The organism is uncultured Eubacterium sp. (assembly GCF_937958975.1).
GTDB lineage: Bacteria > Bacillota > Clostridia > Lachnospirales > Lachnospiraceae > Eubacterium_G.
Window position 1 is genome coordinate 1 of the sequence record NZ_CALGRE010000045.1, and the last position, 25,093, is coordinate 25,093.

General features: G+C 35.2%; 18 protein-coding genes. 13 read left to right on the plus strand and 5 right to left on the minus strand.

The features are described 5' to 3' along the window. Together glgB and Q5O86_RS07880 are read left to right on the plus strand one after the other, a co-directional pair. Positions 1-1,194: 1,4-alpha-glucan branching enzyme (glgB, locus tag Q5O86_RS07875; RefSeq protein ID WP_302626593.1), on the plus strand; the 1,194-nt coding region annotated here is incomplete at its 5' end. Between the two features lie 70 nt (positions 1,195-1,264). Beyond that, positions 1,265-3,379, plus strand: coding sequence for a hypothetical protein (locus Q5O86_RS07880; protein WP_302626594.1), 2,115 nt, complete (start codon positions 1,265-1,267; stop codon positions 3,377-3,379). Positions 3,380-3,462: 83 nt separating this feature from the next. On the opposite strand, the gene Q5O86_RS07885 is transcribed toward Q5O86_RS07880, so the two are convergent. Then, entirely contained in the window at positions 3,463-4,578 is a 1,116-nt protein-coding gene (locus Q5O86_RS07885) for an aminopeptidase (protein WP_302626595.1), read from the minus strand. A gap of 175 nt (positions 4,579-4,753) precedes the next feature. On the opposite strand from Q5O86_RS07885, the gene Q5O86_RS07890 reads away from it, so the two are divergent. Together Q5O86_RS07890 and Q5O86_RS07895 are read left to right on the plus strand one after the other, a co-directional pair. Continuing rightward, positions 4,754-5,818, plus strand: coding sequence for a DNA repair exonuclease (locus Q5O86_RS07890; RefSeq protein WP_302626596.1), 1,065 nt, complete (start codon positions 4,754-4,756; stop codon positions 5,816-5,818). Then, positions 5,815-7,716, plus strand: a complete 1,902-nt coding sequence (locus tag Q5O86_RS07895) for an ATP-binding protein (protein ID WP_302626597.1) — start codon at positions 5,815-5,817, stop codon at positions 7,714-7,716. Before Q5O86_RS07890 ends, Q5O86_RS07895 begins: the two co-directional genes overlap by 4 nt. A 128-nt stretch (positions 7,717-7,844) precedes the next feature. Here Q5O86_RS07895 and Q5O86_RS07900 read toward each other — a convergent pair whose 3' ends face one another. From Q5O86_RS07900 to murC, 4 genes are all read right to left on the minus strand, one after another. Beyond that, positions 7,845-9,020 (minus strand): ribose-phosphate pyrophosphokinase, encoded by a 1,176-nt coding sequence (locus Q5O86_RS07900; protein WP_302626598.1) that lies wholly within the window; start codon positions 9,018-9,020, stop codon positions 7,845-7,847. A 29-nt stretch (positions 9,021-9,049) separates the two neighbouring features. Then, positions 9,050-10,042: an ATP-binding protein gene (locus Q5O86_RS07905; RefSeq protein WP_302626599.1), complete on the minus strand. Its 993-nt coding sequence runs from the start codon at positions 10,040-10,042 to the stop codon at positions 9,050-9,052. A 20-nt stretch (positions 10,043-10,062) separates the two neighbouring features. Further along, positions 10,063-11,250: a DnaD domain protein gene (locus Q5O86_RS07910; protein WP_302626600.1), complete on the minus strand. Its 1,188-nt coding sequence runs from the start codon at positions 11,248-11,250 to the stop codon at positions 10,063-10,065. Positions 11,251-11,562: 312 nt separating this feature from the next. After that, the gene (gene murC, locus Q5O86_RS07915; protein ID WP_302626601.1) at positions 11,563-12,945 is read right to left on the minus strand and encodes a UDP-N-acetylmuramate--L-alanine ligase; all 1,383 of its coding nucleotides are present in this window, start codon (positions 12,943-12,945) and stop codon (positions 11,563-11,565) included. 361 nt (positions 12,946-13,306) lie between these two features. Between murC and Q5O86_RS07920 the strand changes: the two genes are divergently transcribed. The 9 genes from Q5O86_RS07920 (at position 13,307) to pth (ending at position 25,087) form a co-directional block, all read left to right on the plus strand. After that, positions 13,307-14,578, plus strand: coding sequence for a glucose-1-phosphate adenylyltransferase (locus Q5O86_RS07920; RefSeq protein WP_302626602.1), 1,272 nt, complete (start codon positions 13,307-13,309; stop codon positions 14,576-14,578). Continuing rightward, positions 14,578-15,696, plus strand: coding sequence for a glucose-1-phosphate adenylyltransferase subunit GlgD (gene glgD / locus Q5O86_RS07925; protein ID WP_302626603.1), 1,119 nt, complete (start codon positions 14,578-14,580; stop codon positions 15,694-15,696). Before Q5O86_RS07920 ends, glgD begins: the two co-directional genes overlap by 1 nt. A 20-nt stretch (positions 15,697-15,716) precedes the next feature. Continuing rightward, positions 15,717-15,998: a septation regulator SpoVG gene (gene spoVG, locus Q5O86_RS07930; protein WP_302626604.1), complete on the plus strand. Its 282-nt coding sequence runs from the start codon at positions 15,717-15,719 to the stop codon at positions 15,996-15,998. A 317-nt stretch (positions 15,999-16,315) separates the two neighbouring features. Then, on the plus strand, positions 16,316-19,918 hold the full coding sequence (locus Q5O86_RS07935) for a leucine-rich repeat protein (protein ID WP_302626605.1): 3,603 nt from the start codon (positions 16,316-16,318) through the stop codon (positions 19,916-19,918). A gap of 215 nt (positions 19,919-20,133) precedes the next feature. Then, positions 20,134-21,099 carry a glycosyltransferase family 2 protein gene (locus Q5O86_RS07940; protein WP_302626606.1) on the plus strand — a complete coding sequence of 322 codons (966 nt, stop codon included), beginning with the start codon at positions 20,134-20,136 and terminating at the stop codon, positions 21,097-21,099. A gap of 28 nt (positions 21,100-21,127) precedes the next feature. After that, a complete protein-coding gene (locus Q5O86_RS07945; RefSeq protein WP_302626607.1) occupies positions 21,128-22,252 on the plus strand; it encodes a glycosyltransferase family 4 protein in 1,125 nt (374 codons plus the stop codon). Positions 22,253-22,307: 55 nt separating this feature from the next. Continuing rightward, complete coding sequence (locus tag Q5O86_RS07950) at positions 22,308-23,351, plus strand: polysaccharide pyruvyl transferase family protein (protein ID WP_302626608.1); 1,044 nt, start codon at positions 22,308-22,310, stop codon at positions 23,349-23,351. A 9-nt stretch (positions 23,352-23,360) separates the two neighbouring features. Next, a complete protein-coding gene (locus Q5O86_RS07955) occupies positions 23,361-24,506 on the plus strand; it encodes a Coenzyme F420 hydrogenase/dehydrogenase, beta subunit C-terminal domain (protein WP_302626609.1) in 1,146 nt (381 codons plus the stop codon). A 26-nt stretch (positions 24,507-24,532) separates the two neighbouring features. Then, the gene (gene pth, locus Q5O86_RS07960) at positions 24,533-25,087 is read left to right on the plus strand and encodes an aminoacyl-tRNA hydrolase (protein WP_302626610.1); all 555 of its coding nucleotides are present in this window, start codon (positions 24,533-24,535) and stop codon (positions 25,085-25,087) included. Positions 25,088-25,093 lie beyond the last annotated feature (6 nt).

Consider the following 25,093-nt stretch of genomic DNA (forward strand, 5'->3'; position numbering starts at 1 on the left):
CCGGCACATTTTCCGAGGGATGCCCATGGACTTGCAATGTTTGATGGTACGCCGCTTTATGAATATGCTGACCCGAGACTTGGGGAACACCCGGACTGGGGAACAAAGGTTTTTGACTATTCTAAAACTGAAGTAAGCAATTTTCTTATTGCAAATGCATTATTTTGGGTAGAAAAATATCATATTGACGGTTTGAGAGTGGATGCGGTTGCCTCTATGCTTTATCTGGATTATGGCAGGGAGGATGGACAATGGATACCAAATAAATATGGAAAAAACGAAAATCTGGAAGCCATAGAATTTTTTAAGCATTTAAGCAGTATTATGAGATATAGAAATCCAAGAGCATATGTGATTGCAGAGGAATCCACAGCGTGGCCAAGAGTAACGATGTCACCTGAGGATGGTGGCTTAGGATTTTCTTATAAGTGGAATATGGGATGGATGCATGATTTTCTTGAGTATACAAAGCTTGACCCATATTTTAAGAAAAACAATCATAACAAAATGACATTTGGATTGACATATGCTTTCAGTGAGAATTTTATTTTGGTTCTTTCCCATGATGAAGTAGTTCATCTAAAGTGTTCCATGATAAATAAAATGCCGGGCTATCCTTCTGACAAGTTTAAAAATTTGAAAACGGCATATACTTTTATGATGGGACATCCGGGACGAAAATTGTTATTTATGGGACAGGAGTTCGCGCAGCTTCAGGAATGGTCAGAAAAGAGAAGTCTGGATTGGTATCTTTTAGAGGAGCCGGAGCATAAAGATATGCAGGAGTTTGTGAAGACGCTTCTTCATATGTATAAAAGTTATCCGGCATTGTATACCGAGACAAAGGGATATAAAGCGTTTGAGTGGATTAACGCAAATGATGCGGAGAGAAGTATATTTAGCTTTATTAGAAAAACAACAGAGGCAGATTATAAAAATTCGATTGGTTTTGTATGTAATTTTACACCGGTAGAGAGGCCTGATTATGTAGTTGGTGTACCGAAAGCGGGAACCTACAAGAGAATCCTTACAACGGAAACAGGAGATACCGAGGTAGTAAAATACAAGGCAAAGAAAGATGAATGCGATGGAAAGCCTTATAGGCTTGAGATTTCATTAAGACCTTTTGAATCAGTAGTTTTTGAATTTCCCAAGGTTGTTAAAAGAAAAACAAAAAGCACAAAAAAGAAATAAAGTTTGAATGATAGAAGGGCAGTCGTGTAGCTGCCCTTTGTCAGCATAAAAGGTTTGCTTGGAGAAAAGAATGAAAAAAGTAATAATTGTAATTGTAATTTTAATTATATTAGGCGCAGCTATAACCATTGGCGTTATGTATAATCAGAAGCAGTCAGAAAAAAAAGAAAAAGAAATCAATGTAAGTCAGGTTACAGATAGTATACCGGATGTTAATATATACTATGATGGAGAAATTATAGGGACTATAGATGGTTATACAATGGAGATGAATCATGGACATATGAGAGACAATATTGTACCGGTTCTCCCTGATAACACTGTGCCAATGGAAATCAGAGTAAACAAAAATAAAGTTAAAAGTTTATCTTATGAAGTGACTTATGCTGAAAACGATAAACTCATAGATAATGGTAGTATTGACGGATTAGAAGAAAAGGATGGGAAAATATTTTTTGATTATCATGCCAGTGCCATTATGGAGCAAGGACAGGAGTATCTGCTTAAATTTACAATGCAGACAGATAAGCATGAAAAAATATATTATTATACCAGAGTGATGTCAATTGGAGAGGATATTATCGGGAAGCAGATTGATTTTGCAAAAGACTTTAGTGATAAGACTTTTGACGAGGAAAAATCGTCAGAGCTGGCGGCTTATTTAGAGCCAAATTCTGAGTATGCCAGCGATAGTTTAGGTGAGACTACAATTAGGTCAAATTATGGTATGTTAATTTGGAAAACGCTTCACCCCGAAAAAATTACAAAGAGTAAAGTTTATATAAAGGATTTTTGTATTAAGGATAGTGGGGAAGCAGGAACTTATACGATGAATTATCAGATTAAGGCAAAAAATGCCCAGAAAATTGAGGAAACGTATAATGTTTCTGAGACAATTACTGTGTGGACTTTTTCGGGTAAACAGTATGTCTTGGCATATAATAGAGAAGTCAATCAAATTTGGGAAGCAAACAAAAATAATGTGGGTAATAGTTTTATCGACTTGGGAATACAAAAGCAGTCTGCGATAAAACATATAGAAAGTGAAAAGCAGAATTTTATATCTTACGCAATAAATGGAGACGTATATACAATGGACACTGTAAATAAAAAGTTTGCGCAAGTATATCATGCGAAGGCTGCAAATAGTGAACAATTATATAAAATCCGTTCTAAAGTGCTCAAAGTAAATGATGACGGAAATACCGAATATATGATTTATGGATATAGTCCGAGTAAAAACCATGTGGGGAAAAATGGGATATCTATTATGGAATATAGCTGGAAGGAAAATAAATCCATAGAAAAGGCATTTATTCCATGTGACGAGCCGGCACAGATATTAGAAACACAGATGTCACAGCTCTGTTATGAGGGGGATGGTACCCTTTATATTATGCTTGGGAGAACTGTGTATTTTGCAAATCTGAGAACAAAGGAATGGGGAACATTAATAGAGAATATGGAAGATGGCTGTTTGACAGTAAATGAACAGGGAACGGTAATTGCTTACAATACAAATGGAAGCAGACTAAATAGTGACAGTATTACGATTGTTAATTTGGTGAATGGCAACAAAAATGAGATTTTGGCAGATAAGGGTGACAAAATTACGGTATGTGGGTACACAGGAGCAAATCTTGTTTATGGAACAGGGAAAATATCCCCGAATAAGAACTATACCAGCTTTCCTATTGGGGAATTAAAGATAGTAGATGAGAATTTAAAAGAAGTAAAATCTTACTCACAGCGTGGAATTACGATGACGGATGTTGAGATAACGGATACGATTATCAGCTTTAAACGTTTTAGAAAAGGCAAACGAATAGATGATGACCAGCTTCTTGACAATACAGAGGATAAAGTACAGGTGGCAAATTCCAGTTATTATAGTGACGATATGAAAATGCGTGAATTGGCACTGTCTTTTACAAATAAATTAGATGCAAATATAGAACTATCTATTGGTAAATGGGGAGAACTACAGTTTCGCAGTAATTCGGAGGTGAAATCTGAGTTTGTGACAAAAAAAGAAGGAAAGTTTTATGTTTATGGTTATGGAAAGCTGCAGGGAATTTATACGAGCAGAAAAAAAGCCGAGGAAGCAGCGAGAGAGGCTTATGGCCTGGTAACCGATGAAAAGGGAAGCAAGATATGGGTGTTTGAAGAACATTATTCATCATAAAAGTGTATAAAGAGAGGAGTGTGCAATATTTATTTTCGCAGATGGCGAATGAAATCTATGCAGACTCCTCTTTTTTAAAATAATTACATTAGATTTTCGGGATTCAGGCATTGCAACTCATCTGGAATGAATCGTCCGTCTTTTCTGATGAGCACATCATCAAAGTAAATTTCTCCGCCTCCAAATTCCGGTGTCTGTATCCATACTAAATCCCAATGAATAGCTGATTTATTGCCATTTGGCGCTTCGTCGTAACAGTTCCCCGGTGTGAAATGAATAGATCCTTTAATTTTTTCGTCAAATAAAATGTCTTTCATCGGCTTGGTAATATAAGGGTTTACACCAATTGCAAACTCGCCCACATATCTGGCGCCCTCGTCTGTATCAAAGATTTTGTTAATCCGTTCTGTGTCGTTTGCAACGGCATCAATAATTTTTCCATCTTTAAATGTCAGTTTTATATTTTCGAAAGTAAATCCCTGTAAAACGCTTGGCGTATTATATTGGATAGTTCCGTTTACAGAATTGCGCACAGGGGCTGTATAAACTTCACCGTCAGGAATGTTCATATTTCCGGCACAGGGAATCGCAGGAATATCTTTAATAGAAAACGATATATCTGTTCCGGGACCGGTCATACGCACTTTGTCAGTTTTATTCATTAAATCAATGAGAGGCTGCATTGCATTTAACATTTTATTGTAATCTAATGTACAGACATCAAAATAAAAATTTTCAAAAGCCTCTAAACTCATATTAGAGAGCTGTGCCATTGCATAGTTGGGATAGCGAAGAACTACCCATTTTGTTTTGGGAACGCGAATATCGTTGTGGACTTCTTTTTGATAGATTGTTTCATAAATATGCATCTGTTTTTCGGGAACATCTGAAAGCTCTGCGATGTTATCGGTTCCCCGTATTGCAATATAACAGTCCATTTCAGACATTTCTTTTGCATCAATCTCTGCCATCAGTTTCATTTGTTCTTCATTGCAGTTGAGCAGAACTTCTCTCTGCAGGGTCGTGTCTGTATTGTGTACAAAAGGTAATCCGCCTGCATTATATGTTTCTTTTACGAGAGCCCTTGCAAGCGTTTTTGTAGTATCACCGATATAGTGGATATATACTTTTTCTCCGGGCTGGACTTTCACTGAGTAGTTTACCAGATTGTAAGCCAGCTTTTTAATTCTTTCATCCATATTAACCTCCTCATGTGTTAATTAAAATTTCCATATTTTATATAAATATACATTATTATACCACAGCCATGTACAGAAAAACTAAAAAATCAAGGGACAGCTTGCAGGGCTTAGAATTGACCGAAAATTCTATTAATGATATACTTAAGAATAGTATAAAATGGCGGGAGGTACTATGCGTTTTATTCATACAGGAGATATTCATTTAGGCGCTACGCCTGAGAGTAAAAAAGGTTGGGCAAAGAGCCGTGGAGATGAAATCTGGCATACATTTGAGAGATTAATAAAGCGAATCAAGGAAGAGCCGGTTGATTTGTTTATTATTGCGGGAGATTTGTTTCACAGACAGCCTCTTTTAAGGGAGTTGAAAGAAGTAGACTATTTATTTTCCACGATACCGGAAACTAAAATTGTACTTTGTGCAGGAAATCACGATGCTATGAAAAAAGGTTCGTTTTATGAAGGATATCAGTGGAGTGACAATGTTATTTTTTTGGGCGACAGAAACATAGAGAAGGTTGAAATTGAGGAGTTAAATACCTGTGTGTATGGACTGAGTTATCATCAGACAGAAATTAGAGAAGCTCTTTATGACCGGATTATCGTAGACAGACCGGATATGATTAATATTCTGGTTGCTCATGGTGGTGATGAAAAGCATATACCTATGAATAGAAAAAAAATTGCGATGTCCGGTTTCGATTATGTTGCAATGGGGCATATTCATAAGCCGTTTATGGATGAAAAGTATAAAATGGCTTATTGTGGCTCTCTGGAACCAATTGATGTAAATGATATGGGTCAAAGAGGGTATATATATGGTGAGGTTGATAAAAAGGGCTTAGAATTAGAGCTAATTCCTTTTTCTAAGAGAATCTATATGGATTTGGATTTTACGGTTACCCCAACAGCTACAAATATGGAGATAAGACACCGGCTCATGGATATTTTCGAGGAGAGAGGCCGGGAGAATATGTACCGTATTACATTTAATGGGTATCGGGCCCCTGAGTTTATAATTGATTTTGAGGAGCTTCAGGATTGTGGAAATATTGTATCTGTTATAGATGAAACAATTCCGGATTTTGATTTTGAGGAGCTATATGAGGATAATAAGGACAATATATTAGGAATGTTTATCGGTAAATATTTAGAAAAGGAATCTTTAAATACGATGCAGCAGAAGGCCCTTTATTATGGGACAAAGGCATTAGCGCAGGCTATGGAGGATAAAACATGATTATTAAAGATATTCAATTGACAAACTTTGGAAAATTTAATCATAAGTTGGTATCCCTTGAGCCGGGCCTCAATATAATTTACGGTGAAAATGAGGCGGGTAAGACAACGCTTCATACGTTTATTAGAGGTATGCTTTTTGGCATTGAGAAGCAGCGTGGAAAAGCGAGCATCAAAGACACATACTCTAAGTATGAACCTTGGGAAAACCCGGCAAATTATCAGGGAATGATGCGCATAGAAAGTGAGGGAATTACTTACCGTATAGAGCGGAATTTTAGCAGAGAGCATAAAAGTTTTAAAGTGGTCAATGAAGATTTAGGTGTGGAATTGGCAAGTGAAGAAATTGAACATTTATTTTCCGGCCTGGATGAAAACTGCTATTATAATACGATTAGTATCAGTCAGTTGGGAAGCGTCACAGACAAAGAATTAGAAGCGATTTTAAAAAATTATGCGGCAAACCTTGGCTCTACAAAATCAATGGAAATTGACATAAAAGATGCTTTTGAGGAATTGGAGGCGGAGAGAAAGAAGATTGCTTCGGATAATAAAATCGGAGAAGAAGATATTATTTTAAAATCCATACGAAATTCCACCGACCAATTAGAGATATTAGAGCGTGAACAGCATGGAATTATAGCTTCACTGGAACAGAAAAGAGAGGCATCGATAAGGTTGGAAGAACAGAAAAAAGAATTATCTGCCTTAGATGCGAAAAGACTGGAAGAGTTGGCAAAACAAAATGAAAGAAAAGATAATCTGTATCAGGAGATATTGTCATATACAGCAGATATAGAAAAGTATTCTTCTACGTTGGAACAAATCCGGGAGCATAAAAAAACGTTAGAAACGGAACTAAAAAACAAAGGGATAGATGACTGGAACACGATGGATTTGCTGACGGAAAAGGTTGTCAATAGAAGTAATATGCCAATAGTATTTATTATATTTACGATGGCATGCATAGGCGCGGCAATTGGTTTCTCGATAGGAAATATAGAAATGCTATCATTGTCAGAGTATTGGTTGAGACCTCTGGTTTGCATTGGATGTGCGGCATTTTTTGGAATACTTTCTATTGTTAAATATCATTTTAATAAAAAAAAGAGACGAAAGAAATTAGAGAAATTAAAGGAACTTAAACTCGTTTTGGATAAGCTGGATGCGGCAAAACATGAGGAATTATATGCTGAACGTCAGATGAGCAGCAAAAAAGAGGCCTTAGAGGCGGCACAGGAGTTGATTCAGGGAGAGGAAGAAAAAGAAGTAAAATCAGAGGATTATAGCCAGAAATTAAGAGAGATTGAGAGTCAGGAAAGAGAAATAAACGAGTCTGTCTCAAAGTCAAGATGGATACTTGAACAAAAGAAAGAGAGAGAAATTGAACTGGAAAGCCATATTGAAGAATTGAATCATAGGATAGAGGTGATACATAGGGCAAAGGTTGAAATCAGTGCGATAGAAGAGGCTAAGAAAAATATTGAAGAGATTGCAGCTGAGATTAGAAACAGTTTCGGCAAGAAATTAAATGAACGTGCTTCTTATTATATGTCTAAGATTACAAACGGAAAGTATGACAGTTTATCCATAGATGACAGGTTAAATATTTCTATTAATGGCAAGAGGTCTTTAATTCCTGCCTCAAAGCTGAGCAAGGGAACAGTAGAACAGATTTATATGGCGCTTCGTCTGGGTGCGGCAGATATTATTTTTGAGAAAGATAAAAAACCGATTCTTTTAGATGATGCATTTGTTATGTATGATAATAAGCGCATGGGAAATACAATGAAATTTATGGCTGAAAATATGGAACAGGTAATTATATTCTCGTGCCATACAAGAGAAAAAGTCATGGCGGACAAGCTCCAGATAAAACATAATTTTATTAAACTATAAAACTAACAGTATTTTCAAGAGATAGTGCTGTATAGAGTTAAAAAAACAGAGCAGATATTGAAAATTAGTGAAATTTTTAATATCTGCTCTGTTTTTGTATTTAACTGTAAGAAAACATAATTAACAAATTATTTTTGCTTGTTTTTATATTCATTCACTTTCTTTGTGATTCGTTCTGCAGGATTTAATAAATCGCTGATAGAGGAATCGTGATTTAATCGGTCTATAAAGAGTGCAGTATATTTTGCCACGTCGACATTGATATACCATTCTCTGGAGAGCAGTCCCGGAGTCTGATAAATACAGTTTGTTGTCATGACTCTGTAGATTAATCCATCTTCATAGGCCTTGTCAAATCGCTCTAATCCGCTTGTAAAAAGACCAAATGTAGAAGCAACAAAAACTCTGTTTGCTTTACGCTTTTTGAGCTGTTTTGCTACATCTAACATACTGTCACCGGATGATATCATATCATCGATAATCAGTACATCTTTACCTTCAACAGATTCTCCGAGATATTCATGAGCCACAATCGGGTTCCTTCCGTCTACTATAGTCGTATAATCACGGCGCTTGTAAAACATTCCCATGTTAATTCCAAGTACATTTGCAAAGTAAACAACTCTTCCCATTGCCCCCTCATCAGGACTGATTACCATTAAATGGTCGGCATCAATGATTAAATCATCCACATTTCTCAAAAGATTTTTGATAAACTGATATGTTGGCATTATAGATTCAAATCCGCTGACAGGAATTGCGTTATTCACACGAGGGTCGTGGGCATCAAATGTAAGAATATTATCTACTCCCATATTCACCAGTTCCTGAAGCATTACTGCACAATCCATAGATTCTCTCGAAGAACGTCTATGCTGTCTGCTCTCATAAAGGAAAGGCATAATAACTGTAATCTTTCTTGCCTTGCCGCTGGCAGCTGCAATAACCCTTTTGATATCGGCATAGTGGTCATCAGGAGACATATGGTTTTTATGACCGCATACAGTATATTCAACACTATAATTTGTCACATCGTCAATTATGTAAAGGTCACATCCACGAACCGTGTCTCTTAAAGTACATTTTGCTTCTCCGGTACCAAATCTTGGTGTATCTACATTTAAAAGATAAGAATCTTTCACATATCCCTTAAATGTAATCGGTGACTCTTTTGCCTCAATTCTTTCGCTTCTCCAGTCAGATATGTATGCATCAACAGTCTGTCCTAAAGCTTTGCTTCCTGATAATGCTACGATGGCGAGTGGTCCAACAGGAATAGATTCAATAAATTTTTTGATAGCCATTGTAAAATTCTCCTCCATGTGTAAAAGTGTTAATTAGTAAATTTCTTCTTTATTCTTATATCATCACCAAAAATCTTAAAAGATGTGTAGCTTCCAATTACTCTTGAGAAAATACGCTCTTCGTATTTGTTTTGTAATTCCTCAATAGAAAAATTGGTAGAGATAATCGTAGATTTTTGATGTATAAGTCTCTCGTTTAAACAATCAAACAGTGCCGAATCGGTAAAGGAATTACTCATTTCGGTTCCCAGGTCATCGATAATCAGTAAGTCGCATCCCAACAGCTCGGTTATACTGATTTGCCGGTAAATGGAACTGTTGTTTTTTTTGAAAGAATAATCTGCCAGTAAGTCAAAAAACTGGACAGAAGATAGGTATATTACAGAATATGATTTATCAATCAGTTCCTTTGCAATACAGTTAATAATAAAGGTTTTTCCTGTACCTGCCCTGCCATAGAATAGCAGATTACAGGGCTGTTTGTCAAAGTTATTTATAAAATAATGACATTGGTCGACAATTCTCTCAATATTCTCCAGAGAAGAAAGACCGGAAATATCATCGATAATATTTTCAGAATAGTAATCAAAATTAAAGGTATCAAAGTTTTCTAATGATAAAATCTTATCCAGTTCAGAACGTGAGTATATTAATTTTATTATTTCAGACTTTAGACATTCACATGGTTTTCCATGTATGAATCCCGTATCCTGACATAGAGCGCATGTAAAAATTTCATCCAGATAATCAGCTGAATAACCGTGAGATAAAAGTGCTGCCCTTTTCTTCTCGCTGATAAGGGCGATATCTTCCCTGAGGGAGGCTTTTGCAGATAGCTCGCCGGATAATGCAAGTCTTGTAGCATTTACAGCAGCGGCGGCGATTTCTTTGTCATATTCGGCAATCGAAGGAATGTTATCATAAACTTCTTTTACACGCTTGTCCATTTCTATTTTATTTTCTAATCTCCGGTTGTTATAACTGTTATTTATAATATCGAATTGTTCTCTGGTAAGACCCATTAGAGGTATACTCCTTATATTTATTTATTAATATTTGCTGTTTTGTCAAACTTTTGATTTTGACTTTCAAGTATCTTTTTTTCAAGCTGATTGTAGTCATAAGTACGCTGTTCAAAAGATTTTATTTTACGTTGTTTTACTGTTTTTTTATTGGACGTACCGGATAATGCATGAAAGTTTTTAGCATTTTCCTCTGAGTGAAGCTTGTCCAGCTTTTCAATCGCTTCGAGACAATTGGCATTATTTTTAAACCAGTTCGTCAGTATTCCATCGGCATACCGAAAACTGGCAGCATGTGTATGTTCCATAGTTCTATTGCATGCCTCTAAAATAATCTCATCAGAAAAACCGTACTTATCTGTCCATTTTGAGATGTATAAAACTTCTTTTTTCACGGGTGTTTTTAAAGTTAAGCCAAAAATTTTGTAAATATTTTTATAGATGTCTTTTCGAATTTGTTCGTTTATTTTAGCATCTTCTATTGTGTAAATTTCTTTTTCTGCATATTCAACTGCTTTTTTTTCAATATAAGAAATCGTTTTATGTCCTTGGGAAATGCATTTTTCCATTATGTATTCAATAAATTCTGTATCTAATTTTAAACCGTCAAGCATGTAGATAATGCTGTTAATATCGGCAGAATTCAGCATTGTACCTAAATATGTCTGAGCAAGAAAGGTTAACTGTTCAAATCTCTCGTCACCCGAATAAGATGAAATTTCTCTCGCGGTATATTTCTTTTTTGCCGGAATAATAATGCCGGATGCTTCCGGTATCGGGACACAAGAACTTTCTCCTGAGGCGGTTGCAAGAATACTTGAATTTACATCGGAATCAGACAAAATATCGGCAGTAGAAGTATTTTGTGAAAGTCCTTTTACAAAATAACGGTTTCTGTGCAGAGATTCAAATCTGATACCTGTAATATTTCCTATGCTATCTGATGAAAGTGTCAGAAGACTTTGGTCCGCCCAGTAATGTAGGGCACGGTTCACATCTGTTTCTAACATATTAAACTTGTCCGCAATATTAGATATAGACAAATCATCATCAGAATCTCTGTTGATGGTATCGTTGACAAGTCTTAATAAATAAAGATATATTTTTATAAATTCACCGTTGGCCTTTGGCATATATTCATCTAAAAAAACATTTGAAATGGAGGTAAAGTCAGCAAAACTACCCCTATCTAAAATTAACCTGCTCATAATTTCTCTCCTAATACTTCAATCAAAAGTTTTAATTTCTTAAATCTTCTTCAAAATACATTTGAAGTATAGCATAAAAATGTAAAAACGCAACGTCACAAATTGGGTGAAATGCCCATTATTAAAGGGTTTGTAGGTAATGTTGATAATGTTAATAATGATAATAATTCGTGTTCATAATTTGTCGAATTGTGTCAAAGTACCTAGTTTATATAGCAAAACAGTGGTTTCTAAAAAGCATATTTATGTAAACAAAAAATCCACAAAATTTTGTTCATAGTTATCAACAAAATTTTGTGGAATGTTAATAAGTTAATTTCCAAGAAGGTGTTCTCCGATTTTTACTACATCTCCGGCTCCCATTGTTATTAACAAATCGTTATCAGAACAATTTTCCAATAAAAAATTTTCTATCTCGCTAAAACTTGGGAAGTAGAAAACATTTCCGCCGGATTTTTTCAGCTCATCCATCACGTCTTTGGAACTAATTCCAAGAGTATTTTTTTCTCTTGCCGCATAAATGTCGGCCAAGACAACCGTGTCGGCATCCTTGAGAGCGTCCGCAAATTCCGGAAGCAGAGCTTTGGTTCTTGTGTATGTATGAGGCTGGAATACCACCCACATCTTTTTGTGTGGATAATGTTTTGCAGTATTTATAGTGGCTCTAATCTCATCAGGATGGTGGGCGTAATCGTCTATTATGGTAATATTCCCTAATTTGCCTTTGAGCTGAAAGCGTCTGTCTGTTCCGCCGTATGCTTTCAGACCCGCTAAAATGTCTTTATCACTGATATTCATAAAATGTGCCGCAGCAATGGAAGCAAGAGAATTATATATATTATGTTCTCCTGTGACGTTGAGAGTTACATGTGTTTTTATTTCACCATTTACAACTAAATCATAGGAGCCTCTCGCATATTCATCATAGGTTATATTGGCAGCGCTGTATATGCTTTTTGCAGAATCGGAACCAACAGTAATGATTTTGCATTTTAAACCGTTCGTAAAGTATTCCAGATTATCGATATCACTGTTGATAATAAGTGCACCGTCTTCAGGAACAAGTTCCGCAAATTTTCTAAAACTATGCCTGATATCATCTAAATCCTTAAAAAAGTCAAGATGGTCTGCCGCGACATTTAAAATAATCGCCATGTTTGGTTGGAAAGATAGGAAACTGTTGGTATATTCGCATGCTTCTGTTATTAGCTTATCTGAGTGTCCGATTCTTGTATTTCCCTTTATGGCAGGCATGATTCCGCCTACTAATATAGTCGGGTCTGTATCTGCTTCCAGCATAATTTGTGAAAGCATAGAAGTTGTCGTTGTTTTTCCGTGTGTGCCGGAAACACCAATTGCCATAGGATAGTTTAACATAATCTGTCCGAGAAATTCTGCTCTTGTCAGAAGAGGAATATTCATAGACTTTGCAGTCATCAATTCAGGATTATCCTGTTTTACAGCCGCTGTATAAATTAAAACTTCGGTATCGGGAGAAACATTTTCAGGTTTTTGTCCGTAGTAAATAGTGGCTCCCAGGTTAATTAAATGCTTTGTGATATCAGATTCCTGTGTATCAGAACCGGTAACGGTAAAACCTCTTGAAATCATTATTTCTGCCAAAGCGCTCATGCTAATTCCACCAATACCCGTAAAGTGTAATTTAGCAGGAGTGTTAAAATCTAATTCATACATATTAATTCTCCAATCTCCATAAAAATCATATCTAATTATACACTCGTTTTTTTACTTTTTAAAGATTTTAACGTAAATTTTATTATAAATAAGAATGAAGTTTTTTTTATATTTTATGTTTGATATCTAAAAAAATAGAGATAATATTTAAGGTTCGATAGATAACAAATATTAATTACAGTTTGATAAAAAGAAAAACTGCTAAAAAGTAACAAAAAAATTGGTTATTTTGCACAATAAAAGACGAAAAATAAAGAAAAATAGAGAAAAAATAAATAAAAAAAAGAATAAAAATACTTTTATTAAAATCCATTTAATGGTATAATTTTATATACTTAAAATAAGCAGCGAGGTAAGTGACATGATTAAAAAAGAAATGATTGCAATGCTGTTGGCGGGTGGACAAGGCAGCCGTCTTGGTGTGCTAACGGCAAAAGTTGCAAAACCGGCAGTTGCTTTTGGTGGAAAATATAAGATTATAGACTTTCCGCTAAGCAATTGTATTAATTCAGGGGTAGATACGGTAGGCGTACTTACACAGTATCAGCCACTCAGGCTGAATGACCATATTGGTATTGGTATGCCTTGGGACCTCGACCGAAATATTGGAGGTGTGACAGTTCTCCCACCATACGAAAAAAGTGAGAACACAGAATGGTATACAGGTACAGCAAATGCAATTTTCCAAAATTTAAATTATATGGAAACATATAATCCGGATTATATTTTAATTTTATCGGGTGACCATATTTATAAGATGGATTATGAAGTTATGCTTGATTACCATAAAGCAAACAACGCAGACGTCACGATAGCAGCTATGCCAGTGCCTATCGAGGAGGCTAGCAGATTTGGTGTCGTTGTTGCTGATGAAAACCATAAAATAACAGAATTTCAGGAAAAGCCGGAACATCCAAAAAGCAATCTTGCGTCTATGGGCATCTATATCTTTAGCTGGCCGGTACTGAGAGAGGCATTAATTAAACTAAAAGATCAGCCAAACTGCGATTTTGGTATGCATATTATTCCTTATGTTCACGAAGGTGGAAAACGGATATTTGCATATGAATACACAGGATATTGGAAGGATGTTGGAACGCTCAAGTCATATTGGGAAGCAAACATGGAATTAATAGATATTATTCCGGAGTTCAATTTATACGAAGAATTTTGGAAGATTTATACAAAGAGTGAGGCGCTTCCACCACAGTATGTTTCAGCAGATTCAAAGATTGAGAGAAGTATTGTTTGTAATGGGTGTGATGTGAGAGGACAAGTTCTCAATTCAGTTATCAGTGCAAATGTTGATATTGCAGAGGGAGCTGAAGTACATGACTCAATTATTATGCAGGGATGTAGAATCGGAAAAGGTACTAAGATTTACAATGCGATTATTGCAGAAAACACTATAATCGGTAAAGACTGTACTATCGGTGTTGGAGATTATGCTGACAGCCAGTTAAGTCAGAAAATTTATAATTGTGAATTGGCAATTATTGGTGAAAACTCAGTAGTTCCTGATGGAGTGACAATTGGAAAGAATGTTGCCATCTCAGGAAAGACAGAGATATCGGATTATCCTGAAGGAAAGCTCCCATCAGGTGGCTATATAGTTAAGGCAGGTGAGATTTAATGAGAGCAGTTGGTATAATTTTAGCAGGCGGAAATAACAGTAAAATGAAAGAACTCTCCAAGAAGAGAGCGGTGGGTGCAATGCCAATAGCAGGAAGTTACAGAGCTATTGATTTCGCACTCAGTAATATGTCAAACTCCCATATTCAGAAAGTAGCGGTGCTGACTCAGTACAATGCATGGTCTTTAAATGAACATTTAAGTTCATCAAAGTGGTGGGATTTTGGTAGAAAACAAGGTGGGTTATATGTATTTACCCCGTCTATTACATCTGACAATGGATTCTGGTATAGAGGGACAGCAGATGCAATTGCACAGAATATTGCATTTCTAAAAAAGAGCCATGAGCCATATGTAGTGATTGCCTCGGCAGATGCAGTGTATAAAATGGATTATAATAAGGTGCTGGAAAGACATGTTGAAACCGGAGCAGATATTACAATAGTATGTAAGGATATGGGAGAAGGAGCGGATGTCACCTCTTTTGGAGTGGTAAGTACAGATAATAACGGAAGGGTAACAGATTTTGAGGAAAAACCTCTTAACAATACAAGTGGTTTGATTTCCACAGGTATTTACATCATAAGAAGAAGATTTTTAATACAGCTTTTAGAGCAGTGTATCGCAGAGGACAGATATGATTTTGTAAATGACATTATTATTAGAAATAAGAACATAAAGAAAATTTATGTATACAAGTTAGAATCCTACTGGAAAAACATTGCAAGTGTAAAGAGTTACTATGATACAAATATGGATTTCCTGAAACCGGAAGTGAGAGATTTCTTTTTTAAGCAGTATCCGGATATTTACTCTAAGGTAGAAGATTTACCACCGGCAAAATATAATCCGGGTTCCAATGTGAAGAATAGTTTGATTTCCAGTGGAAGTATTGTAAATGGAACTGTGGAAGGTTCAGTTATTTTTAAGCAGGCATATATTGGAAACAATAGTGTAATTAAAAATTCAATTATTTTAAATGACGTTTATATTGGAGATAATACAGTGATTGAAAATTGTATTGTCGAGAGTCATAGTACAATAAATCCGGGAGAGCATATAGGTGTTCCCGATGAACTGAAAATAATAAATGAAAGAAATTTCAGATATAGCTTGTAAATTAGAAAAGGAGTAAATTTATGAATATAACAGACGTAAGAGTTAGGAAGATGACAAAAGAAGGAAAAATGAAGGCGGTTGTTTCAATTACAATTGATGATGAATTTGTTGTTCATGATATTAAAGTAGTTGAGGGAGATAAGGGATTGTTTATTGCAATGCCGAGCAGAAAGGCAGCAGATGGTGAATATAGAGATATTGCACATCCTATTAACTCAGGTACCCGCAGTTCTATTCAGAACATTGTTCTCGAAGCTTATGAAAAGGCTTTGTTAGAGCCGGATGTTCCGGTAGAGGCATAGCCAAAAAAAGTTTTGAATATTATACACTGATACCGATGGGTGAGGTGTGGCCGACAAAGGGGTCGGCTGCATGTTGCCCATCGGTATTTTTTTCATAAAAACATTTTTACATAAAAAATGTAAAATAGCGATAGTTCCTCTTTTTCATTAGAAAACCATTATTTTGTTATGAAATATCTATTAATAAAAATTATAATAATTGTTGAAAGTGCCTAAAAACATTTTTGATATTGAAAATGTATTGTGCAAAATGTAAAATAAAAATAGTAAAAATATTATATATTGCACATAAAGCGGTTTTTAAGGAGGAGAGCAGGATGAGAACGAAGTTAAAAAGGGGATTGTCCTTGTTATTGTCTGTAACAATGATTTGTTCCGGTATTCATTTTACACAAAAGGTAAATGCGGTAGAAGGTACCTCGGCATCAATGAGTACAGAAATGATTGATGATTCAATAGAAGAAACGAAAAATGCAAATGTATATTTTGTACAGTCAGCAACGAAAAAAATAATTACATTAGATGGAATAGAAAATAATCCTATTGATTGTAGTAACGTTTATGATAAGAATAACATTCCACAGAATGGATTGTTTACAGTATATTATGGACAATGGAATGACCTTAGTGTAGTCAATTTTACAAATAATGCTACAAATACCAGTTGGAAAGCGGACAATGATAAGGTTTTTCAGATGGGAAAGAGAACAAATCCAAGTGGTTGGGAATCGGTTCAGATGAAAGCGCAGGGAGATGGAACAATATCGTTTAAAAGTAGTGCAAACAATGCATATTTTACAGTCGAGGAAAACAAACTGGCTTTATCTAAATTAAAAGATGGAGACGAGATTTCTCCAAATGAGAAATTTATTCTGTACACAGATACACAGCCAAAGACAGCAAAAAAGGTGCGTATTTCTAATGTCGCAGGAGATTCGGTCACAGTATTCTGGGAAGGTGTCAGTGAATGTTTGTATTGTGGCTATGAGGTATTGTATGCTACATCAGAGCATGGAAGGTATGTCTCATCAGGGCAGACCGCAGAGACAAAAATGGATATTACAGGTCTGGATTTGAACACGAGATATTATTTTAAAGTTCGTACAATGACGAATAATGAAGGGGGCGTGTATGCGGATAGTAAAATTGCATATGCAACCACATTAAAAGAGTATAAGCCTTCTAAGCCTTTAAATGTAAATGTTGTAGAGAAAAATAGTGATTTAGTTGTTTCATGGGATAAGGTGAAAAATGCAAAAAGGTTTAAAGTTTACCGTGCTGTCAGCAGATTTGGCGAGTATAAGGAGATTGGAGAAACATCAGCAACAACGTTTACAGATAAGAACAGGAATCAGTCAAGATATGGTAATTATTATAAGATAAAAGCATTTAATGATTCCGACGTGGGTGAGTTTTCGGAGGCAGGTTCACTGGAAATAAGTATGTTTGGTTTGAATACATATATTTTTAATGACACAGACGACATGAAAAAGGTAAATGAGGTGACACAGAAAATATATGAAAACCAGCATTATAATCAGTTCGGTCAGGAGAGATATGCACTGGCATATAAACCAGGTAATTACACAGATGCAGGTATTGTGAATGTTGGGTATTATACACAGATATTGGGGTTGGGAAAGACACCATATGATGTGAGACTGAACAATGTGCATACACCGGCGGCGCTTTCAGGTAATAACACAACATGTAATTTCTGGGTTGGAATAGAGAATGTGACAATTGCAGATGTAGAGCAGAATGATTCAGATGCCTGGTTTTGTTTTCAGTGGGGAGTTTCGCAGGCTTCACCCGCAAGGAGACTAAATGTAGAGAGAAAAACACATCTGCAATGGCTTTGGGAAGGCTGGTGCAGTGGTGGATATATTGCAGACAGTTATTTTGCAAAACCGGCAGGCTCTTTTTCGCAACAGCAGTATTATTATAGAAATTGTAATTTTAATGGCGGAACTTATGGTGTAAACTGGAATCAGGTCATTCAGGGAAGTGAAGGTGTAACGGCACAAAACAGTTCTGATAATAGTAATAAGCCATTGGCGGAGGCAGTTTCTCTTAAAAATAATAATGGCGTGACGAACTGGAACAATAGAGGCTGCACCACGATTATCGGGAAAACACCGGAAATAAGAGAGAAACCGTTTTTGTATTTTGATACGGAACAGGAAAAATATAAAGTGTTTATTCCGGCAGAAAGGAAAAATACATCGGGGGTAAGCTGGTCTCAGGAAAATATGGGCGAGGGAACCTCAATTAGTGTAGATAAGTATTTTTATATTGCTAATCCGGAAAAGGATACAGCAAAGACAATAAACGAACAACTAGAAAAAGGAAAAAACATTATTTTTCGTCCGGGTGTTTACCATGTCAGTGAACCCATTCAGGTTAAAAAGGCCAATACAGTGCTTTTAGGAATCGGGGAAGCTACAATTATTCCTGAAAATAATATAGCGGCAATTAAGACATCAGATGTTGGAGGAATTGCAATTTGCGGATTAATATTGGATGCAGGTAATTATTCAAAAACTCTGCTTACAGTGGGAGACGAAGGATGTAATAAAAATCATGAGGATAACCCGACGGTTCTCAGCGATGTCATTTATCGTGTAGGGGGAACAGGGCATCTTGGAAGGAGTGACAGTTGTCAGGTAATTAATAGTAATAATGTAATTATCGACCATACATGGATTTGGAGAGCAGACCATGGTGATAATACAGGATGGAATGCCAATGTGGCAAAGAACGGTCTTGTGGTTAATGGCGACAATGTGACGGCTTATGGTTTATTTGTAGAGCATTTTAAAGAATATGATATATTGTGGCGTGGAGAACAGGGAAAAACCTATTTTCTGCAAAATGAAAAATGTTATGACCCACAGAGTCAGAAAGGCTGGATGAGCCATGATGGACAAAAGAAGGGGTTTGCGGCATATAAAGTTACGAACAATGTCAGAGAACATTATGCAGTAGGCCTTGGCGTTTATGATGTATTTATTAATACGAATGGTGCGAGTATTTATCTGGATAGCGCTGTTGAGGTACCAAATAAAGAAAATGTTCTGATTGAAAATGTGTGTATTGTAGAAATCGCATCGGGAAGTGGACCCAAAGTAGGAATTAATCATATTATCAATGGAACAACAGCAGGAATAAGAACCGGAGCAGAAAATAACGGTGGTTATGCAATCCAGAGACTTTTAAGTTATAATAATGGTAATTCCATTTCTCTTCCGGACTATTATGTAAGTAAGGACAGCGTTGAGCCACAAATTCAACAGGGGAAGGAGCCAACAAGAGATAATCTTGCTGAAAAGGATATAAAAAAGGAGACATTTAGCAAAGATTCGGAGACTCCTCTGTGGCAAATGACAGAGAAAGATTTTGATAAAAAGATAGAGGGTTGTGAAAACGGAGAGGCTCCTACTGTAAAGCCGGATGATAAAAAGAAAGATGATAATATTTATAATAGTATTACGCTAAAGTCAGGACAAAAAATTACGGTAGGAAAGTATACATACAGGATAACAAAGGTTTCAGGAAAAAAAGGAACAGTTACGCTTGTTAAGGTAAGTAAGAAAAAATATGCCAGGAAGCTGAAAAGCGCTACAGTAAAAACAACTATAAAATATAATGGGTATAGATTCAAAGTAACTGTGGTAGGTAAAAAGGCATTTAAAAATTGTAGAAGACTGAAAAAGGTCATAATAGGAAAAAATGCAAGGAAAATTAATTCCAAGGCTTTTTACCAGAGCCGAAAGCTGAAGCAGATTATAATTAAAGGAACGAAATTAGTAAAAGTATCAAAGAATGCTTTCCATAAAAAAGTAAGAAAGGTAGTTAAAATCAAAGCGAAGAGAAAAGTAAAAAAGAGACTTTTGAAAGTTTTTAAAAGAAAGCGATAAAATAAAAGCCTTGTAGAGAAAAAATCTCTATGAGGCTTTTATTTTTGAATTTTAATAGATTTTGTTTTAAATTATGAGAGAAAAGATTATTAATAGACAAATAAACAATAAAAGGCGTTTGAAAGTAAGCATTCCAATCCCCTTTTTTATTGATATAAAGAATAAAAATGCTATAATAAAAAGGAATAAAAAATAATATATAAAGGACTAACAAAATGATAAACAGTAGTGAACCATTAGTAAGTATTATTACACCCTGTTATAATGGTGAAAGATTTTTAGGTGATTTTTTTGATTCAATTTTGAACCAGAATTATAGAAATATAGAGTTATTTTTTATAAATGACGGTTCTACGGATAAGACAGAAGAAATCGCAATCAGATATAAAGAAAAGTTTGTTGATAACAATATGCAGTTTCATTACATAAAGCAGGAAAACGGAGGACAGGCAGTTGCAATTAATCAAGCTTTACCACTGATTCAGGGAAAGTATTTCATGTGGCCGGATGCAGATGATATTTTATTGCCAAATAATATAAGTAAAAAGATAGAGGTATTAGAGGAAAATACAGACATAGGATTAGTAATGGCACAGGCTGTTATTATTAAGGAATCAGGTGAGAAAACAGATAAAATTTTAAAAAGAGATGATTGTTCTAAAAAAGATAATTTATTTTTAGATTTTATTTTTGAGAGAAACATTATTTTTTGTCCGGGAATTTTTATGTGTAGGACGGAGATGTTTCGAAACTGTGTTCCCAATATGCAGATTTACGCCGGAAGGGGAGGACAAAACTGGCAGATGCTATTGCCGGTTTTGTATCAATATAAGTATGCATATATTGATGAGGTTTTATATGGTTACAGGGTGGTCTCTAATAGCCATTCGAGGCAGATGCTGGATGCACAGGAGTATATTAACAGATATAAGATGCATCAGGAGATATTGATTCATACAATTGAGAGTATTGATATGAATGAGGGCAGAAAAAGAAGACTTATTGATAAAGTAAAGGTAAAATATTATAGGCTAAATATGATACTGTATTATAAAGCGGGGGAGAGAAAAAAATCACATAGAGAGTTTTATAAAATTATTAAGGCAAAACACTTGGGAATACAAGATTTAAAAAATATTATTAAAATTATATGTATTAGATTTCATATTGGAGATTTTTAGAAAAGTATAGGAAAAGGATAAGAGATATATGATATTGTTATTTACAAAGTGGGGAGATAGTAAGGCTGACACATGGTCAGGGACTCCGTTAGGTATTTTATCAGGTCTTCAGAAAATACATGGTGAAGAAAAGATAAAAGATGTAGTGATTTCTCAAAAAAGAATACAAAAAGTTTTGTGCAAAGTAGTAAGAGGAATTGGTAAAATATTTCATATAAACGAATGTGAGGTTACGGAGCATAAATTTGATGACAGAATAGTAAAAAAACTTTTGATGGATTGTCATGAGCAGCCTAATATTATGTTTACAGAGCAATTATCAAAGTACATAGACAATAGTTATCTATTTATTGACTGCTCGGTGGATTTTGCCTATCGATGTCAGAACAGCGGGGAATTATTTTCCCAATACATTCCGCTGAAAAAAACGGGGAAACATAGCCTGATTCATATTAGAAAAAATCGGGCAGATGTTTTTTATAAAAAATGTAGAGGTATTTTTACAATGGGACAATGGCTTGCAGATGATTTAGTTAAAAATACCAAAGTCGAAGAGAAAAAAGTGCATTGTGTTGGTGGGGGATGTAATATTTCTATAGAGAAGGTAGATGATTCTAAAAAGCAGGGAAATAAAATCCTGTTTGTTGGAAAGGATTTTGAAAGAAAAGGTGGTTTTTTAGTTTTAGATGCGTTTAAAATATTAAATGATAAATATCCCGGAAAATATCAGTTATATATTGCCGGACCAAAGGAGTGGCCGGGGAAAGGAGATATTCCGGACGGGATTCACTTTTTAGGCTTAAAAACAACGGAAGAGTTAGAGAAATATTATAATTTGTGTGATATTTTTGTTATGCCATCATATTTCGAGGCATATGGAATTGTATTTGCAGAGGCGTTGATATATGGACTGCCATGTATTGGAAGAGATGCGTTTGCTATGAAAGAGTTTATTGTTGAAGGCGAAAATGGTTATTTAATACATGAAGATAGTGCTGAATATTTAGCAAAAAAGATGTATGACCTGTTAAGTGATGAAAAAATAAGACAGGGGGTAATACAAAAGAAGGAGCATTATATAGAAAAATATTCATGGGAAAGTGTAGCGAAAAGAATTACAGATGTGATTTTAAATGATGGTTATGAGGTTTAAAATAAAAACATAAAGAAAGGTCGATAAATTACTGATTTATTAAAAAGTATAAAATATGAAAAAAGTAGCAATAGTCACAATTGAATCCGAGAATTTTGGAAACAGGCTTCAAAATTATGCTTTACAAACTATAATAGAATCACTGGGATGTGAAGTGGAAACGATTGATAGAAATAATTATAAGGAAATAACGAAAAAATTAAGTGAGAAATTTAAAGCCATTATTAAGATACTTGTCCATGCAAAGGGCGTAAAGTATAGTGAATTTAATCAATTAATTCATAGCAGTAAACATTATGCAAGAAAGGATGAAGCAGAAAAAAATTTGGAATCCTATTATGACTTTTTTGTGGCAGGGAGTGACCAACTGTGGAATCCCTACTTTCCTTTCGTGGGAAAATGTGATTTGTTGACTTTTGCGAAGAGTGAACAGAAAATATCTTATGCAGCAAGCTTTGGGATTGAAACATTGCCGGATTCAAAGAAAGAATTATATAAAAATGCATTACAGGATTTTGCAAGAATTTCTGTAAGAGAAAAGTCAGCTGTAAAATTAATAGAGGAACTAACCGGACGAAAAGCACAGGTTGTATTAGACCCTACATTGCTGCTAAGTGGAGACGAATGGAGAAAAGTTCAAAAAAAACCGTCTATCTGTCCTAAGAAAAAATATTGTTTTGTATATTCAATTGGTGAAAAAAGTGATGAGTTTCAAAGGGAGTTACAGGAAATTGAAAAGAAAGGGGAATGGGAAATTTTTGATATAAGGGTCAAGAATTTTCTTGGATTTGAGAGATGTTTAGGACCGGCAGAATTTTTATATCTTATTAATCATGCAGAAATGATTTTGACAGATTCATTTCATGCGACGGTATTTTCAATATTGTTTCATAAATCTGTTAAGAATTATAAGCGAAAAGGTCTGGATATGAGTTCAAGAATCAGTACATTGGCAGAAACTGTAGGTTTACAGGAAAATCTTTTGCAGGGAGTTTTTACAATTGATGAAAAAGTAGACTATGCCAAGGTGGATTTGCAATTAGAAATAGAGAAGAAGAAGTCAATAAGCTTTTTAAGAGAAGCATTGAAAATTAATTAGGAGAGTATAGTGATAGAGATTAAGGAAAAAGAAAAGTGTTGTGGCTGTGGTGCATGCGTGACAGTATGTCCGCAGAAATGTATTTCTTTTAAGGAAGACGCGAATGGGTTCTGGTACCCGGAAGTTGATAAAGAAAAGTGTATTCATTGTAATATGTGCGAAAAGGTTTGCCCAATACTTCAAAAAAAGAAGGAAGAGCAAAAGGATATTACAGCATTTGCAGCATATGCATTGAATGAAGATATTAGAGTGAAGAGTTCTTCGGGTGGATTATTTACCCTGTTGGCTGAAAAAGTTTTGGACGAGGGGGGAGTAGTATTTGGAGCAGCATTTGATGAAGAGTTTATGGTACATCATATTGCTATTACAAAAAAAGCGGAATTAGAAAAATTGAGGGGAAGTAAATATCTTCAAAGCAGAATAGAAAATACATTCGAAGAGACCAAAAATATTTTGGAGCAGGGGGAAAGAGTCCTTTTTTCCGGAATGGCATGTCAGATTGCAGGTTTGAAGCGGTATCTTGGAAAAGAATATGCAAATCTTATAACAGTAGATATACTTTGCCACGGTGTACCAAGTCCTAAAATATGGAGAAGGTATTTAGATGAACAGAAAGAAAGTGGGAGTAGTGTAAAACAAATATATTTTAGAAATAAGCATTTTGGCTGGAAAAAATTCAGCTTAAAAATTGTATTTGAACCATTGAAAATATATAGAAAACAGTTTTATTTTGATTCTTTTATGAGATTGTTTATGTCAAATATTTGTTTTAGAGAATCATGCTATGCATGTGAGTTTAAAGATTTAAAACGTCCGTCAGATATTACCCTAGGCGATTGTTGGGGAATAGAAAATTACATGCCGGATATGGATGATGATAAGGGGACATCCCTTGTTTTGATTCATTCTATTGCAGGAAAAAAGCTATTTCAAACTATTTGCGGTGACTTAGAAGTGAGGGAGGCCGAGATAGAAAAAATATTGCCGGAATCTTCAGATTCAAGAAAATCTGTTAAGCCGCATCCAAAAAGGGAAGAGTTTTTTAAACAGTTTGGTCAAGGCAAAAAATGTTCTGAGCTGGTAAAATTGATAGATGATTCCTTAAAAACAAAGGTAAAAAGAAAAATCGGCAAAATAATTAGAAGAAATAGATAGTGAGAGTTTAGAACTGGAGAAGGTTTATGTATGCAATTATAGGTCTGGGGAATCCGGACAAGAAATATGATAAGACAAGACATAATGTGGGGTTTGATGTGATAGATGAATTGGCAGCTCAGATGGGAGTTGAGGTGAAGACGAAGCGGCATAAGGCGCTTTGCGGCATTGGCGTGATTGGTTCGGAAAAAGTGGTTTTGGTGAAACCACAGACTTATATGAATCTCAGTGGGGAATCTGTAAGGTCGATAATTGATTTTTATAAATTAAATCCCCAGAGAGATATTATTGTTATTTCCGATGATATTAGTCTCCCCACAGGAAAAATCAGAATAAGAGCGAAGGGCAGCGCAGGTGGCCATAATGGATTAAAAAGTATTATAGCACACGCAGGAACAGACAGTTTTCAAAGGATTAAAGTAGGCGTCGGAGCCAATGAGGGAGACCTGGTGAAGCATGTTCTTGGGAAATTTTCCAAGGGAGAGAGAAAAGTGGTTGAGGATTCCATAAAAAAAGCAGCTTCCGCGGCAGAAGTTATGATTATATGCGGTATAGCGGAAGCAATGAATAAATTTAATTAGGAGGAG